Source organism: Cellulomonas jepli (assembly GCF_047229345.1).
Taxonomy (GTDB): Bacteria; Actinomycetota; Actinomycetes; order Actinomycetales; family Cellulomonadaceae; genus Cellulomonas_A.
In genome coordinates this window covers 56124-72212 of the sequence record NZ_JBFTER010000004.1, presented here as the reverse complement: position 1 = coordinate 72212, position 16089 = coordinate 56124, and the positions used below count along the sequence as shown (strand labels likewise).

The 16089-nt window shown below is 74.0% G+C and carries 15 protein-coding genes; 3 read left to right on the top strand and 12 right to left on the bottom strand.

Annotated elements, in window-relative coordinates:
* The first annotated feature begins 147 nt into the window (after positions 1–147).
* The 3 genes from AB6N24_RS01935 (at position 148) to AB6N24_RS01925 (ending at position 3812) form a co-directional block, all read left to right on the top strand.
* Complete coding sequence (locus AB6N24_RS01935) at positions 148–930, top strand: peptidylprolyl isomerase (RefSeq protein WP_412867742.1); 783 nt, start codon at positions 148–150, stop codon at positions 928–930.
* Positions 927–3026 carry a DUF349 domain-containing protein gene (locus AB6N24_RS01930; RefSeq protein WP_412867741.1) on the top strand — a complete coding sequence of 700 codons (2100 nt, stop codon included), beginning with the start codon at positions 927–929 and terminating at the stop codon, positions 3024–3026. Before AB6N24_RS01935 ends, AB6N24_RS01930 begins: the two co-directional genes overlap by 4 nt.
* Before the next feature lie 210 nt (positions 3027–3236).
* A complete protein-coding gene (locus AB6N24_RS01925; protein WP_412867740.1) occupies positions 3237–3812 on the top strand; it encodes a hypothetical protein in 576 nt (191 codons plus the stop codon).
* A gap of 67 nt (positions 3813–3879) precedes the next feature.
* Here AB6N24_RS01925 and AB6N24_RS01920 read toward each other — a convergent pair whose 3' ends face one another.
* The 12 genes from AB6N24_RS01920 to pdxS all read right to left on the bottom strand — a co-directional run bounded on the left by AB6N24_RS01920 (position 3880) and on the right by pdxS (position 16071).
* Positions 3880–6195, bottom strand: coding sequence for a RelA/SpoT family protein (locus tag AB6N24_RS01920; RefSeq protein ID WP_412867739.1), 2316 nt, complete (start codon positions 6193–6195; stop codon positions 3880–3882).
* Positions 6196–6309: 114 nt separating this feature from the next.
* The gene (locus AB6N24_RS01915; protein ID WP_412867738.1) at positions 6310–6858 is read right to left on the bottom strand and encodes an adenine phosphoribosyltransferase; all 549 of its coding nucleotides are present in this window, start codon (positions 6856–6858) and stop codon (positions 6310–6312) included.
* Positions 6859–6865: 7 nt separating this feature from the next.
* Positions 6866–7960: a protein translocase subunit SecF gene (secF, locus tag AB6N24_RS01910; RefSeq protein ID WP_412867737.1), complete on the bottom strand. Its 1095-nt coding sequence runs from the start codon at positions 7958–7960 to the stop codon at positions 6866–6868.
* A complete protein-coding gene (gene secD / locus AB6N24_RS01905) occupies positions 7960–9909 on the bottom strand; it encodes a protein translocase subunit SecD (protein ID WP_412867736.1) in 1950 nt (649 codons plus the stop codon). The genes secF and secD overlap by 1 nt, the downstream gene beginning before the upstream one ends.
* A gap of 90 nt (positions 9910–9999) precedes the next feature.
* Positions 10000–10422, bottom strand: coding sequence for a preprotein translocase subunit YajC (gene yajC / locus AB6N24_RS01900; protein ID WP_412867735.1), 423 nt, complete (start codon positions 10420–10422; stop codon positions 10000–10002).
* Positions 10423–10552: 130 nt separating this feature from the next.
* Positions 10553–11590: a Holliday junction branch migration DNA helicase RuvB gene (gene ruvB, locus AB6N24_RS01895; protein ID WP_412867759.1), complete on the bottom strand. Its 1038-nt coding sequence runs from the start codon at positions 11588–11590 to the stop codon at positions 10553–10555.
* Positions 11591–11633: 43 nt separating this feature from the next.
* Entirely contained in the window at positions 11634–12248 is a 615-nt protein-coding gene (gene ruvA / locus AB6N24_RS01890) for a Holliday junction branch migration protein RuvA (RefSeq protein ID WP_412867734.1), read from the bottom strand.
* Between the two features lie 118 nt (positions 12249–12366).
* Positions 12367–12936, bottom strand: a complete 570-nt coding sequence (gene ruvC / locus AB6N24_RS01885) for a crossover junction endodeoxyribonuclease RuvC (RefSeq protein WP_412867733.1) — start codon at positions 12934–12936, stop codon at positions 12367–12369.
* 112 nt (positions 12937–13048) lie between these two features.
* On the bottom strand, positions 13049–13810 hold the full coding sequence (locus tag AB6N24_RS01880) for a YebC/PmpR family DNA-binding transcriptional regulator (protein ID WP_412867732.1): 762 nt from the start codon (positions 13808–13810) through the stop codon (positions 13049–13051).
* A gap of 75 nt (positions 13811–13885) precedes the next feature.
* Positions 13886–14497 (bottom strand): pyridoxal 5'-phosphate synthase glutaminase subunit PdxT, encoded by a 612-nt coding sequence (pdxT, locus tag AB6N24_RS01875; protein WP_412867731.1) that lies wholly within the window; start codon positions 14495–14497, stop codon positions 13886–13888.
* A gap of 66 nt (positions 14498–14563) precedes the next feature.
* Positions 14564–15145, bottom strand: coding sequence for an NUDIX hydrolase (locus AB6N24_RS01870; RefSeq protein WP_412867730.1), 582 nt, complete (start codon positions 15143–15145; stop codon positions 14564–14566).
* Positions 15142–16071 (bottom strand): pyridoxal 5'-phosphate synthase lyase subunit PdxS, encoded by a 930-nt coding sequence (pdxS, locus tag AB6N24_RS01865; RefSeq protein ID WP_034626559.1) that lies wholly within the window; start codon positions 16069–16071, stop codon positions 15142–15144. Before pdxS ends, AB6N24_RS01870 begins: the two co-directional genes overlap by 4 nt.
* Between the last annotated feature and the right edge of the window lie 18 nt (positions 16072–16089).

Below are 16089 nucleotides of genomic sequence, written 5' to 3'. Positions count from 1 at the left end.
GCTCCGAGACCAGACCGTGACCTTCCGCGCCGCCGGACGACGCGCCACGTGGCGAACGCCCGGTGTCCCCTGCCTAGACTGTCGGAGGTCCAGAGTGCGACGCGGCGGCCACAGCGTCAGCCGGTCGCCCGTCGTCGAGGAGTCTGCGTGTCGTCCAGCAAGCGCGAGCGTGAGTACGAGCGTCGCCGTTACGAGAAGTGGCAGCAGCGTCAGGTCGCGCACCGCGAGCGTCGTCGCAAGCAGGTCATCGCCGCGTCGCTCGTCGGTGTCCTCGTGCTGGGGCTCGGGGTCGTGTCCGCGGTGATCCTGACCCGCGACGACACCGCGGCGGACGCCGCCCCGACCGCGACCGGCTCCCCCGCACCCGAGGCGTCAGCGAGCGCGCTGCCCGCCCGCACGGGCAACGGTGGCGTCGTCCCCGACCCCGCCGCTGCCGAGGGCCGCACGTGGACCGGCGCGCTCACGCTCAACGCCGGCGCGGTCGGCCTCGAGCTCGACGGCGCCGCGGCCCCGCAGGCCGTCGCCAACTTCGTGACTCTCGCCCGCGAGGGCTACTTCGACGGGACGAAGTGCCACCGGCTCGTGACCGAGGGCATCAAGGTGCTGCAGTGCGGCGACCCGACCGCGACCGGCACGGGCGGCCCCGGCTACACCTGGGGCCCCGTCGAGAACGCCCCGGCGGACGACGTCTACCCCGCGGGCACGATCGCGATGGCCCGCGTCGGCGGCAGCGGCGAGTCCATGGGCAGCCAGTTCTTCCTCGTCTACGAGGACTCGACCATCCCGTCCGACGCAGCGGGCGGGTACACGGTGTTCGGCCGCATCACCTCCGGACTGGACGTGGTGCAGGCAATCGCTGACGGCGGGATCGGTGCCGACGGAACGGCACCGGCCTCCGACGTCATCATCGAGGGAGTGGAGACCCAGTGACCGAGAACCCGGCTGCCCGGCAGCCCGAGACCGACGACGTCGCGGAGTCCACACCACCGGAGGGCCTCGAGCCCGCCGCCGAGGACATCGCGTCCGGCGGCGGCGAGGAGCTCGACGCGCAGATCGCGGCGGACGTCGCCGACGCCGGCGAGTTCCAGGCCGCCCCGGCCCTCGAGGACGCGGTGCCGGACGAGGAGCTCGTCGCCCAGGAGACGCCGGCCGAGGTCGCGCCCGTGGGGGCGACCTCCGCGGACGACACCGCTGCCACCCCGGCCGCGGACGACACCGTGGCCGACGACACGACGACGCCGGAGAAGGTCGGTGGCGGCGCGGGTGCGGACGACGCCGCGGCCGACGACGCGGCAGCAGCCGAACCGGCGGGCGCCGACGACGCGACGGTCGCTGACGACGCGCGGGGCGACGGCACGGCGGTCCCCGACTCCGCAGCCGCCGACGACGTGTCGGCGGAGGACCCGGCCACCGACGCGACGACGGAGTCCGACGCCCCGGCACCCGTCGGCGACAGCACCTCGCCCGTCGTCGTCGACGACGGCACCACGGCGGCCGCTGACGGCGGGACGCCGGACAGCGCCGCTCCCGTCGAGGCGGACGCGGCCTCCGGTGCCGAGGCCGACGCGACCTCCGGCGCGGACGCGGGTGCGGAGGGCGAGCCGACGGCGGCCACCACCGCCGCCCCCGCACCGCGCCCGGTGCCGCGCCCGGTGCCGCGTCCCGTCCCCCGCCCGTCGACCCGTCCGGTCGCGACGCCGCAGGCGGGCACACCCGCCGGCGCACCCGTCGTCCCCGCAGCCGTCGTCCCGCCGCAGGACGCCGCCGAGGCCGCGCACGCCGCGACGTTCGGCCGCGTCGACGAGGACGGCACCGTCTACGTCCGCGAGGAGGCCGGCGAGCGCGCGGTCGGGCAGTTCCCGGGCGCCGGGCACGACGAGGCGCTCGCGCTCTACGTGCGCCGGTTCCTGGACCTGCAGGCCAAGGTCGTGCTGTTCGAGGCGCGCCTCGGTGCCACGGACCTCGCGGTCAAGGAGATCGACCAGACCCTCGCCAAGCTGACCGACGAGCTCGCCGAGCCCGCCGCGGTCGGCGACCTGGCGGCGCTGCGTGCGCGCCTCGACGCGCTGCGGGGCGTGGCGGCGGAACGCCGCGCCGCTGCGGAGGCGGAGCGGGCAGCCGCGCGCGAGGCGGCGGTCGCGTCCCGGACGGCGATCGTCGAGCAGGCCGAGAAGATCGCGTCGACGGACCCGAGCCGCATCCAGTGGCGCCCGGCCGGTGAGCAGCTGCGCCTGCTGCTCGACCAGTGGAAGGACGCGCAGCGCAACGGCCCGCGCCTCGACCGGCCGACCGAGGAGTCGCTGTGGAAGCGGTTCAGCCACGCACGCACCTCGTTCGACCGTGAGCGCCGGCACTTCTTCGCCGAGCTCGAGTCGCGCAACGCGGGCGCCAAGGCGGCGAAGGAGGCGCTCGTCCGCGAGGCCGAGGCCCTGGCGACGAGCACGGACTGGGGTGCGACGGCGGGCGCGTACCGCGACCTCATGACGCGCTGGAAGGCAGCCGGGCGCGCGAGCCGCTCCGACGACGACGCGCTGTGGGCCCGGTTCCGCAGCGCGCAGGACGCGTTCTTCGCCGCGCGCGACGCCGCGTCCGCCGCGACCGACACCGAGTTCCGCGCGAACCTCGAGGTCAAGGAGGCGCTCCTCGCCGAGGCCGAGCGCCTCGTCCCGGTCACGGACCTGCGTGCCGCGAAGGCGGCGCTGCGCGGGATCCAGGACCGCTGGGAGTCCGCCGGCAAGGTGCCGCGCGCCGACGTGCAGCGTGTCGAGGCGCGCATGCGTGCGGTCGAGACGGCCGTGCGCGACGCCGAGCAGAGCGACTGGCGCCGGAGCAACCCCGAGACGCGCGCGCGGGCCGAGGGTGCCGCGGCGCAGCTCGAGGCGGCGATCGCCGGGCTCGAGGACGACCTGGCCAAGGCGCAGGCGAAGGGCGACCAGCGCCGCATCCGCGAGGCCCAGGCGGCGCTCGACGCGCGTCGCTCGTGGCTCGAGCAGGTGCAGCGCGCCGCGCAGGACGCCCGCGGCTGATCGGCCCTCGACGGGGCGGTGCGGGCATCGGCCCGTACCGCCCCGTCGGTGCGTCCGCCTGTGCTCGGTCCGCACGACATCGAGCCACGGCCGCCGAACCGTGTCGTGCGGTCCGGGGCGCGCCGACGGCCCGACCACGCGCGGCGGCCGCCATGCCGCCCACTGTGCACGGCCCGCACACGGCCGCGCCGAGGCGGCCATGCTGAGGGCGTGCGCCCGACCCGCTGGATGCCCCGGCCCGCCCCTCCCCTGCCGCTCGAGATCCTGCCGTCGGACGTCGGCGGCCTGACGTACCGCGCGCTCGTGCGCGACGGCGTCACGCGACCCGTGTGGGGGGACCTCACGGTGCCGTCCGACGTCCCGGTGGGCCCGCGGCTGCGCGCCGCGGCGTTCCGCGGGCTGGTGCCGGCGCGTGCGGTCGTCGGGCGACGCTCGGCGGTCTGGGTGCACACCGGCGAGCACAGCCCGCGCCGCGTCGACGTGCTCGTCCCGCCGCGGAGCCGACGGCCGGACCCGCACCCGTCCCGGACGACGTACGAGTGCGCGCTGCCCGCACGCGACGTCGTCGACCTCGGCGGCGTGCAGGTCACGACGGTCCAGCGCACGGGCCTGGACGTTTCCCGGTGGTGCACCCCCGAGGAGGCGCTGGTCCTGCTCGGCCCCCTGATCCGCGCCGGCTTCGACGTGGAGCACGCGCGGGCCGAGCTCGCGGCGCTGCACGGGTACGCGGGGACGCTCGCCGCCGCAACCGTCCTGGGTTCGCTCGACTCCACGGCATCCGGCTAGGTGGCCGGCAGCCGTCCGACGGCACGGGGCACGTCGCGCGGCGTCCGCCGACCGCGGAGCGGGCCGGTCAGGCGCGGATCGCGGGCTCCTCGGACGCCTTGGCGCCCGTGATCCGGTACACGTCGAAGACGCCCTCGACCTTGCGGACCGCCCCGAGCACCGACGCGAGGTGGGACGGCTCGGCCATCTCGAACACGAAGCGCGACATCGCCACGCGGTCGCGCGACGTCGACACCGACGCGGACAGGATGTTCACGTGGTGGTCGGACAGGACCCGCGTGACGTCCGAGAGCAGCCGGCTCCGGTCGAGCGCCTCGACCTGGATCTGGACGAGGAACAGCGCGCTGCTCCCCTGCGTCCAGCTCACGTCCACGATGCGCTCGGGCTGCTGGCGCAGGCCGTCGACGTTGATGCAGTCGGTGCGGTGCACGCTCACCCCGGCCCCGCGCGTCACGAAGCCGATGATCTCGTCGCCCGGGACCGGCGTGCAGCACTTGGCGAGCTTGACCCAGATGTCGTCGACGCCCTTGACCACGACCCCGGGGTCGCCGGTGCGGATGCGGCGCGCGGTGTGCCCGGGCCGGGCCGTCTCGGCCAGGTCCTCCTCCGCGCCCGGCTCGCCGCCCATCGACTGCACGAGCCGCTGGACGACGCTCGCGGCGGACACCTGGCCCTCGCCGATCGCCGCGTACAGCGCGGACACGTCGGCGTACCGCATCTCGTTCGCCAGGGCGACGAGCGACTCGTGCGAGAGCAGACGCTGGATCGGCAGGTTCTGCTTGCGCATCGCCTTCGCGATCGCGTCCTTGCCCTGCTCGATCGCCTCCTCGCGGCGCTCCTTGGAGAACCACTGCCGGATCTTGTTGCGCGCGCGGGGGCTCTTGACGAAGCCCATCCAGTCGCGGCTCGGTCCGGCGGTCTCGGACTTCGACGTGAAGACGTCGACCACGTCACCGTTCTCGAGCGCCGAGTCGAGCGGCACCAGTCGCCCGTTCACGCGGGCGCCCATGGTCCGGTGGCCGACCTCGGTGTGCACGGCGTACGCGAAGTCGACCGGCGTGGACCCGGCGGGCAGCGAGATGACGTCGCCCTTCGGGGTGAAGACGTAGACCTCGGCGCCGGCGATCTCGAACCGCAGAGAGTCGAGGAACTCGCTCGGGTCGGCGGTCTCCTTCTGCCAGTCGACGAGCTGGCGCAGCCACGTCATGTCGTTGCCCGCGGCGTCCGTGGCCGCCGGCTGGTTCTTCGCGTTCTCCTTGTACTTCCAGTGCGCGGCGACGCCGTACTCCGCGCGACGGTGCATGTCGTGCGTCCGGATCTGGATCTCGACCGGCTTGCCGCCGGGGCCGATCACCGTCGTGTGCAGCGACTGGTAGAGGTTGAACTTGGGCATCGCGATGTAGTCCTTGAACCGGCCCGGGACCGGGTTCCACCGCGCGTGCAGCGCGCCGAGCGCCGCGTAGCAGTCCCGCACCGAGTCGACCAGGACGCGGACACCGACGAGGTCGTAGATGTCGGCGAAGTCGCGGCCGCGCACGATCATCTTCTGGTAGATCGAGTAGTAGTGCTTGGGCCGGCCGGACACCGTCGCCTTGATCTTGGCGGTGCGCAGGTCCGCGCCCACCTGGTCGCGCACGACGGCCAGGTACTCCTCGCGGGCCGGAGCGCGCTCCGCGACGAGGTGCACGATCTCGTCGTAGACCTTGGGGTACAGCGTCGCGAACGACAGGTCCTCGAGCTCCCACTTGATCGTGTTCATGCCCAGGCGGTGCGCGAGCGGGGCGTAGATCTCGAGCGTCTCGCGGGCCTTGCGCTCCGCGGACGCCGACGCGACGAACTTCCAGGTCCGTGCGTTGTGCAGACGGTCGGCGAGCTTGATGACGAGCACCCGGATGTCGCGCGACATCGCGACGACCATCTTGCGGACCGTCTCGGCCTGTGCCGCGTCGCCGTAGGTCACCTTGTCCAGCTTGGTGACGCCGTCGACGAGCATCGCGATCTCGGGGCCGAACTCCGTGCGGAGCTGGTCGAGGGAGTACTCGGTGTCCTCGACGGTGTCGTGCAGCAGCGCGGCGGCGAGGGTCGGCGGCGTCATGCCGAGGTCAGCGAGGATCGTCGCGACCGCGACCGGGTGCGTGATGTACGGGTCGCCGCTCTTGCGCATCTGGCCGCGGTGCGCGCGCTCGGCCACGACGTACGCCTGCTCGATGACGCCCAGGTCGGCCTTGGGGTGGTTGGTGCGGATCGCCTGGAGGAGCGGCTCGAGCGCCGGGGACGTCCCCGGGCCGCGCGTGCCGAAGCGTGCGAGCCGCGAGCGGACCCGTCCGCCGGCGATCGCCTCCGCGGGCGCCGTCTGCGGCTCCTGGCGTGCTTCGTCGCTCATCGCACACCCCCTCCCGCGCCCATCCGACGGGCGTCCGTCGGACCGCACCCGGTGCGAGGGGCGGCCCGCCGGGTCCCCACCGACCCGATCCGTGAAGTGTACGGCGGGACGAGGTCAGCTCACGCCGAGCAGCGCCTCGACACGACGGCCGGGCAGGCGCGCACGCCCACCGAGGAACTCGAGGTCGACGAGGAACGTCAGCCCGACGACCTCGGCGCCGCAGGCCTCGAGCAGCTCGACCGTCGCGGCGGCCGTGCCGCCGGTGGCCAGGACGTCGTCGACCACGAGCACCCGCGCACCCGCCGGGATGTCCGCGGGGTGCAGCTCGACGGTCGCTGAGCCGTACTCGAGGCTGTACTCCCGGGAGACGGTCGGTCCGGGGAGCTTGCCGGCCTTGCGCACCGGGACGAAGCCGGCCCCGAGCGCCACGGCGACGGGCGCGGCGAACATGAACCCGCGCGCCTCCATGCCGACCACGAGGTCGACCGGCCCGTCGACGCGGGCGGCCATCTCGGCGACGACCGCCGAGAAGGCCGCCGCGTCGGCGAGCACGGGGGTGATGTCCTTGAAGCCGACACCCGGCGACGGGAAGTCCGGCACGTCGCGGATGAGCTCCGAGACGCGCGCCAGCAGGGCGGACCCCGTGAGGCCGAGCGCGGTCATCGCGGCGCTACCGCTTGCTCGGCTTGCGGCGCGGCTGGGCCGCCGTGCCCTGGTGCGCGCCGGGGCGGATCTGTCCGGACGCCCGGGTCGCCGCGGCCAGCGCCGGCTCGCCACCCTCGGACGCGGAGGCCGTGCGGGAGCGCAGCACCCGCTCGGTGTGCTCCTTGATCTTCGGCTCGCGCTGACGCAGCGCGACCTCGAACGGTGTCGCGAGGAAGATCGACGAGAAGGTGCCGATCGCCATGCCGACGAAGAGCGCGAGCGCGATGTCGCGCAGCGTCCCGGCGCCGAGGATGAAGGCACCGACGAAGAGGATCGCCGAGACCGGGAGCAGCGCGACGATCGAGGTGTTGATCGAGCGCACGAGCGTCTGGTTGACCGCGAGGTTCGCGCGCTCCGCGTACGTCGCCTTCGACTGGTCCAGCACCCCGACGGTGTTCTCGCGCACCTTGTCGAACACCACGACGGTGTCGTAGAGCGAGTACCCGAGGATCGTCAGGAAGCCGATGACCGTCGCGGGCGTGACCTCCCAGCCGACGGCGGCGTACACGCCGACCGTGACGACGAGGTCGTGGAACAGCGCGATGAGCGCCGCCGCCGCCATGCGCCAGTTGCGGAAGTACAGCGTCATGACGACCGTGACGAGCCCGAGGAACACGAGCAGGCCGCGGATCGCCTTGTCGGAGACGTCAGCACCCCAGGTCGGGCCGATGAAGGAGCTGGTCACCTGGTCCGTCGAGACGTCGTAGGCCTCGGCGAGCGCCGTGCGGACCTCCTCGACCTCCTCCGACGTCAGCGTCGCGGTCTGGACGCGCAGCGCGTTCGAGCCGATGCGGCTGACGCGCGCCTCCTCCTCCTCCGACACCGCGGTCACGGCGTCGATCGCGGGCTGCTCGGCCGGGTCGACGATCTCGTTGATCCGGAACTCGGAGCCGCCGCGGAACTCGATGCCCGGGTTGAGGCCCGGGCGCACGAGCAGCACCGCGGAGATCAGGACGAGGACGGCGCCGATCGTGAACCACAGGCGTCGCTTGCCGACGATGTCGTACGAGCGCCGTCCCGTGTACAGGTCGTTGCCCCACTGGGCGAATCCGGAGGCCATCAGTGCTCGTTCCCCTCGGTACGTCCGGACGTCGGCTCGGCGGTGCCGCCCCCTGGGGACGGGTCCGGCGGGGTCGTGTCCGGGCCCTGCTCGGTGGTCCGCGCCGCGGCCGCCGCTGCTGCCCGGCGCTGCGCGATCGTCTGGCCCGCGCCCCCGACCCCGGCCGCGACCGGGACCTTGGGCTCCGACGGGCTCTCGAGCGAGGTCCCGGCGTTGCCCGCGTTCACGACACGGCCGCGGCCGACGTACCGCGGTGCGCTCCCACCGAGCCGGCGACGGTCGAGTCCCGAGAGCGGGTGGCCCTCGCCGAAGAACTTGGTCCGGGCGAGCAGCAGCATGAGCGGGTGGGTGAAGAGGAAGACGACGACGAGGTCGATGATCGTCGTGAGACCGAGCGTGAACGCGAAGCCACGGACCCCGCCGACGGCGAGCAGGTACAGCACGATCGCGGCGAGGAAGTTGACCGCGTCCGAGGCGAGGATCGTCTGGCGCGCGCGCTCCCAGCCCTTGTCGACCGCGGCCTGCAGCGTGCGCCCGTCGCGCAGCTCGTCGCGGATGCGCTCGAAGTACACGATGAAGGAGTCGGCGGTGATGCCGATCGCGACGATGAGGCCGGCGACGCCCGGCAACGACAGCCGGTAGCCCTGCGTCCAGGAGAGCACCGAGATCACGCCGAACGTCAGCACGCCCGCCACGACGAGCGAGGCGACCGTCACGAGCCCGAGGGCGCGGTACTGGAACAGCGAGTACACGACGACGAGCCCGAGCCCGATGAGGCCCGCGATGAGGCCCTTCTCGAGCTGCTCGGCACCGAGCGTCGCGGAGATCTGCTCCTCGCTCTGGACCTCGAAGGTCAGCGGGAGCGCACCGAAGTTGAGCTGGCTCGCGAGCGTCGCCGCCGTCTCGCGCGTGAAGTCGCCGGAGATCTGCGCCTTGCCGTCGGAGATGATCACGCCCGTCGCGAGGCTGGGCGCCGAGATCACGAGGCCGTCGAGCACCATCGCGAACTGGTTCTGCGGCTGGCTCAGCGCCTGCAGACGGGTCGTGGTCTCCCGGAAGATCCGCGTGCCCTCGCCGTCGAGCTCCATGTTGACGACCCAGTTGTTGGTCGTCGCGCCGGTCTGCGTGACCTCGAGGCCCGACGTCGCGTTCGCGATGTTCGTGCCCTGGATCTCGACCGGGCCGAGGAGGTACTTGGCCGTCCCGTCGGGGTCGCACGTCACGAGAGCGCGGTCCGCCGGCCCCTGCACGCCGCCCGTGAGGTTCGCGGGGTCGGTGCAGTCGAGCGCCGCGAAGTCGGCCTGCACCTTCGGCGTCGCGTAGTACTCGAGGTCGCTCGGGCTGTCAGGAGCCTCCTTGGCGGGCTCGTCCGACGGCGCGGCCGTCTCGGTCGGCGCGGGCGTGGCGGCGGCCTCGGGGGCCGGCGTCGCCGCCGCCTCCGGCGCAGGTGTCGCTGCGGCGTCCGCCGCTGCGGTCTCACCGTCGGTGGGCGCGGCCGTCGCCGCGGCGTCGGCCGCCGGGTCGGTGGCCTCGGCCGGGTCCTCGACCGGGGCCGGGCCCGCGACCGTCAGCACCGGACGGAGCTCCATCTGGGCCGACGTCCGCACGAGCGCGAGCGTCTCCGCGTCCGGGCGGCCCGGGAGCGCGACCACGATGTTCCGGCCGCCCTGGCTCGTGATCTCCGCCTCCGCGACGCCCGAGGAGTCGACGCGCTGCCGGATGACCGCGATCGCCTCCGAGATCGTCTCGGGGGTGACCTCCTCGTCGTTCTCGGTGACGGGCTGCAGGATGATCTGCGTCCCGCCCTCGAGGTCCAGCGCGAGCTTCGGGGTGAGCGACGCGTCGGACCACCTCGTGCCGGCGAGGAGGGACCCGAAGAGCGCGAGCACGAGCCCGCCCAGGATGATCAGCGAGCGCAGCGGCCGGTGACGGCGTGTGGGTTGAGCCAACGGAGTGTCTTCTCTCGTGCGCGCACCGCCACGAGCGCGGCGGTGGGATCGTGGTCCGTCCCGGCGTCGGTGCCGGGGCGGGCCTGCGGGCTACTTCTTCTCGGGCGTGTCGTCCCCCCGCGTGGGCGGGAGGGACGACAGGTCGTCGGGCACGTCGTACGACGCGGTCTCGGTGCCCTTGACGAGCGACGGTCCGGCGGTCGTGGGCGCGGGAGCCTCGTCGACCTCGGTCCCGTCCGCGTCGGCCGGCGTCTCGGCCGGGGACTCGACGAGCTTCGCGATCGCGGCACGCAGCCACCGGCTCCGGTTGCCGGGCGTCGACTCGAGCGTGACCTCGTCGCCCTCGATCGCGACGACGGTGCCGAGCATCCCGGACCCGGTCATGACGTCCTGCCCGACGGCGAGGTTCGCCCGGAAGTCGACCGCCTGCTTCTGCTGCTTGCGCGTGCGGCTGGTCATGAGCCACATCGCACCGAAGGCGATGGCGATGAAGAGCAGGAACGTGGGGTCCACGGGGTGGTTCTCCGGATCTGGTCGAGATGTCCGCCGCAGTCTAGGCGCAGCGGCTCCTCGTACCTAACGTCCGAGGGCCGGTCGCGGTTCCCCCTCAGGGTCCGCGCAGGCCCGCGCGGGCGAGCGGAGGTCAGCCGAACAGCGTCCCCGCAGCCGCCGGCGGCGTGAGCCCCAGGTGGGCCCACGCACCGGGCATGGCGATGCGTCCGCGAGGCGTGCGCCCGACGAGGCCCTCACGCACGAGGAACGGCTCGGCGACCGTCTCGACCGTCTCGGGCTCCTCGCCGACCGCGACCGCGAGCGTCGTCAGACCGACCGGCCCGCCGCCGAAGCGCGTGCACAGCGCGGTGAGCACGGCACGGTCGAGGCGGTCCAGGCCGAGCGCGTCGACCTCGTACACCTCGAGCGCGGCACGCGCTGCGGCGAGCGACAACGTGCCGTCGCCGCGGACCTGCGCCCAGTCGCGCACGCGCCGCAGCAGCCGGTTCGCGATGCGCGGGGTGCCGCGCGAGCGGCTCGCGATCTCGGCGGCGGCGTCGGCGGCGAGCGGCACGCCGAGCAGCCCGGCCGAGCGCACGAGCACCCGCTCGAGCTCCTCGGACGAGTAGAAGTCGAGGTGCCCGGTGAAGCCGAACCGGTCGCGCAGCGGTGCCGGCAGCAGGCCCGCCCGGGTCGTGGCCCCGACGACGGTGAACGGCGGCAGGCTCAGCGGGATCGCGCTCGCGCCGGCCCCCTTGCCGACCACGACGTCGACCCGGAAGTCCTCCATCGCGACGTAGAGCAGCTCCTCGGCCGGGCGGGCGAGGCGGTGGATCTCGTCGAGGAACAGCACCTCGCCCTCGTCGAGCGAGGACAGCACCGCCGCGAGGTCGCCGGCGTGCTGGATCGCGGGGCCGCTCGTGACGCGCAGCGGCGCGCCGAGCTCCGCGGCGATGATCATCGCGAGCGTCGTCTTCCCGAGCCCGGGCGGCCCGGAGAGCAGGACGTGGTCCGGCGCCCGCCCCCGGCCGAGCGCGGCCTGCAGGACGAGCGAGAGCTGCTCACGCACGACGCGCTGCCCGACGAACTCCTCGAGGCGGCGCGGGCGCAGCGCTGCCTCGGCGGCGCGCTCGAGGTCGTCGGCGGCCGAGCGCACGAGCGACGGGTCGTCGCCCCCGGGCGCGGGGATCCGCTCGGTGGTGAGCTCGTCGTGGTCGTCGCCCCCGTACGCGTCAGCCACGGCCACCGCCGAGCGCCCGCAGCGCGGCGCGCAGCACGCCCGCGACGTCGTCGGGTCCGATCGTCGCTGCGGCGTCCGGCAGGACCCCGGCGACCGCGTCCTCCGCGGCGCGCACGTTCCAGCCCAGCCCCACGAGCGCGTCGACCACCTGACCTCGCTGGTCGCCCGCCGGGACGGGCGGACCGTCCGGGACGCCGGCGGGGGTCGGGGCGCCGAGCCGGTCGGCGAGCTCGAGCACGATCCGCTGGGCGCCCTTGTGACCGATGCCCGGCACGCGCTTGAGCGCGGCGAGGTCCTCGGCGGCGACGGCCCGGCGCAGCCCGTCCGGGGTGTGCACCGCGAGCATGGCCAGCGCGAGGCGCGGACCGACGCCGCTGACCGTCTGCACGACCTCGAACACCTCACGCTCGTCCGCGTCGGCGAAGCCGTAGAGCGTCAGGGAGTCCTCGCGCACCACCATCGACGTCGCGAGCAGGGCCTCGGACCCCACGCGCAGGCCCGCGAGCGTCGCGGGGGTCGCCTGCACGAGCAGGCCCACTCCCCCGACCTCGAGGACCGCCGCGTCCAGCCGGACCGCCTGCACGGTCCCTCGTACCGACGCGATCACGCGCTCCTCCTCCTGCTGCTCGTGGCCACCCGGGCGCCGCGACACGCGCGTGCGTGCGCCTGCTCGGGGTCGGCACGCACTATGCCACGCGGACGAACACGTGTACGAAGGGACACGCTCAGCGGGCGCCGCGCCGCGCCGACTGCTCGGCCTGCGCCCACGCGAGCTGCGCGGGCGTGAGCGACCCGGGTGCGCGCTGCGGCCCGCCGAGCGTCCCGGCCGGCCGCCACAGGTGGCAGATCGCGATCGCCAGCGCGTCGGCGGCGTCGGCGGGCTTCGGGACCTCGGTGAGGGCGAGCAGGCGCGTGACCATCGCCTGGACCTGCGGCTTGTCGGCGCGGCCGCTGCCCGTGACGGCGGCCTTGACCTCGCTCGGGGTGTGCAGCGCGACGGGGATGCGCCGCCGGGCGGCCGCGAGCATCGCGATGCCGGCGACCTGCGCGGTCCCCATCACCGTGCGGACGTTGTGCTGGGCGAAGACCCGCTCGACCGCGACGGCGTCGGGCGCGTGCTCCTCGAGCCACGCGTCGATGCTCGTCGCGATCGCGAGGAGCCGCTGGTCGACGTCGAGGGCCGGGTCGGAGCGCGCGACGCCGACGGCCACGAGCCGGGCACGCCGCCCGGACAGGCCGTCGACCACCCCGAGACCGCACCGGGTCAGGCCTGGGTCGACTCCGAGCACGCGCACGCCCGCAGTCTCCCAGCCCGGCCGTCCACGGCGGCGCACCTCGTGCGGCGCGCCGTCTCCGGCCGTCGCGGCCGAGCCCCTGCGCGCCGCGCAGCGCCGGCCGGCGGCGGGGTCAGTCGTCGGCGTCGAGCTCGGCCATGACCTCGTCGGACGCGTCGAAGTTCGCGTAGACGTTCTGCACGTCGTCGCTGTCCTCGAGCGCGTCGATGAGGCGCAGGATCTTGCGGGCGCCCTCGGCGTCGACCTCGATCTGCGTCGCCGGGTAGAACACCACGTCCGCGGAGTCGTACTCGATGCCGGCGTCCTGCAGCGCGGTGCGCACCGGGACGAGGTCCGTCGCCTCGGAGAGCACCTCGAACGCGTCGCCGAAGTCGTTGACCTCGAGCGCACCCGCGTCGAGCACGGCCTCCATCACGCCGTCCTCGTCGACCCCGTCGTTCTTGGGCACCATGACGACGCCCTTGCGCGAGAACAGGTAGGAGACCGAGCCGGGGTCGGCCATCTGGCCGCCGTTGCGCGTGAACGCGACGCGCACGTCGGACGCGGCACGGTTCCGGTTGTCGGTGAGGCACTCGACCAGGACCGCGATGCCGCCCGGGCCGTAGCCCTCGTACATGATGCCCTGGTAGTCGGCGCCGCCGGCCTCCTGGCCGGAGCCGCGCTTGACCGCGCGGTTGATGTTGTCGATCGGGACCGAGCTCTTCTTGGCCTTCTGGACCGCGTCGAACAGCGTCGGGTTGCCCGCGAGGTCACCGCCACCTGTCCGGGCCGCGACCTCGATGTTCTTGATGAGCTTCGCGAAGAGCTTGCTCCGCTTGGCGTCGACGACGGCCTTCTTGTGCTTCGTGGTGGCCCACTTGGAGTGACCCGACATGGTCTCGCTACCCCTTCGTCTCCGCCCGCGGCGCGGACCCCGGACGTGCCGCGCCGTCGAGGGCGCCGCTCGGGGTCAGAGGCTGTCGCGGACGATCTGCACGAACAGACGGTGCACCCGCGTGTCGCCGGTGACCTCCGGATGGAAGGAGGTCGCCAGGAGCGGGCCCTGACGCACCGCGACGATCCTACCGGCGGCCGGACCCGACTCGACGCGCCCGACGACGCTCGCCGCGTCGCCGACCTCCTCGACCCACGGTGCCCGGATGAACACGGCGTGCAGCGGGTCCGCGGCACTGTCCTCGACGCCGTCGATCACGAGGTCGGTCTCGAACGAGTCGACCTGGCGGCCGAACGCGTTGCGCCGCACGGTGATGTCGAGCCCGCCGAGCGTGCGCTGACCCTCGATCCCGCCGAGCACGCGGTCGGCCAGCAGGATCATCCCGGCGCACGAGCCGTAGGCGGGCATCCCGGCGCGCAGCCGCTCCTGGACGGGGTCGAACAGGTCGAACGCGCGCAGCAGCTTGTCGATCGTCGTGGACTCCCCGCCGGGGATCACGAGGCCGTCGACCGCCGCGAGCTCGCTCACCCGGCGCACGGGGACGGCGTCCGCGCCGCACTCCTCGAGCGCGCGCGCGTGCTCGCGCACGTCACCCTGCAGGGCCAGGACACCGATGGTGGGGCTCACGTGGGCCGATCCTACGGAACGCCGGCCGCACCCACCGCCACCGACCGCGGCGTGGGCGGGCAGGGGTCAGCCCTGCGCGAGGCCGAGATGACGGGTCGTGCCGTCCCAGCCCTGCAGGAGCGGGCGCACGAGGTCGACGAGCCCCTCGGGGAACACCTCGAGCTCGACGCGCGCGAGCTCGTCGAGGTCCCACCAGCGCAGCTCGTCGAGCACGTCGAGCTCGACCTCGGTCCAGCCGTCGCGCGTCGCCGTGGCGGGGTCCGTGACGGCGCGCGCGTCGACGCGGGCGAGGAAGATCTCCTCGTCCTGGCGGCAGTGCTCGGCGTAGAAGTCGAAGATCGCCGAGCGCGTGAAGACCGGCCCGACGAGGCTCGCCGCGTCGAGCACGAGGCCGGTCTCCTCGAGCACCTCGCGGACCGCCGCCGTCCGGGCGTCCTCACCGGTGTCGATGCCGCCGCCCACGGTGAACCACCAGCTCCGCTCCGGCTGGTCGAGGTCGTGCCCGCGCAGCAGCAGCACGCGGTCCGCCTCGTCGAGCAGGATCACGCGTGCGGCACGCCGGAACCGCAGGCCGTCCGCCCCGAGCACCCACTCGTCCCCGAGGCCACGGGCCTGGGGCGGTGGGGTGCCCGGGACGGGCACGGTCACCAGCCGCGCTCGGCCAGGCGGTGCCCGACGGGCACGTCGTCGACGTTGATGCCGACCATGGCCTCGCCGAGGCCGCGCGAGACCTTCGCGATGACGTCCGGGTCGTCGTAGAACGTCGTCGCCTTGACGATCGCGTTCGCGCGCTCGGCCGGGTTGCCCGACTTGAAGATGCCGGACCCGACGAACACGCCCTCGGCGCCGAGCTGCATCATCATCGCGGCGTCGGACGGGGTGGCGATGCCGCCCGCGGTGAAGAGCACGACGGGGAGCTTGCCGGCCGTCGCGACCTCCTTGACGAGCTCGTACGGCGCCTGGAGCTCCTTGGCGGCCACGTACAGCTCGTCCTCGGGCAGCGAGGTCAGGCGGCGGATCTCGTCGCGCAGCGTGCGCATGTGCGTCGTGGCGTTCGAGACGTCACCCGTGCCGGCCTCGCCCTTGGAACGGATCATCGCCGCGCCCTCGGTGATGCGACGCAGGGCCTCGCCGAGGTTCGTCGCGCCGCACACGAACGGGACCGTGAAGGCCCACTTGTCGATGTGGTGCGCGTAGTCGGCAGGCGTCAGCACCTCGGACTCGTCGACGTAGTCGACGCCGAGGCTCTGCAGCACCTGCGCCTCGACGAAGTGGCCGATGCGCGCCTTCGCCATGACGGGGATCGAGACGGTGCTGATGATCGCGTCGATCAGGTCCGGGTCGCTCATGCGGGCGACGCCGCCCTGCGCGCGGATGTCGGCGGGGACCCGCTCGAGGGCCATGACGGCGACCGCACCGGCGTCCTCGGCGATCTTCGCCTGCTCGGCCGTGACGACGTCCATGATCACGCCGCCCTTGAGCATCTCGGCCATGCCGCGCTTGACGCGGGCCGTGCCGACCGCGCCCGCGGCCGGGGTGTGCGACGGGGTGCTGGGGGTGCTCTCGCTGGTCACGCTGTGCCTCACAGGTCG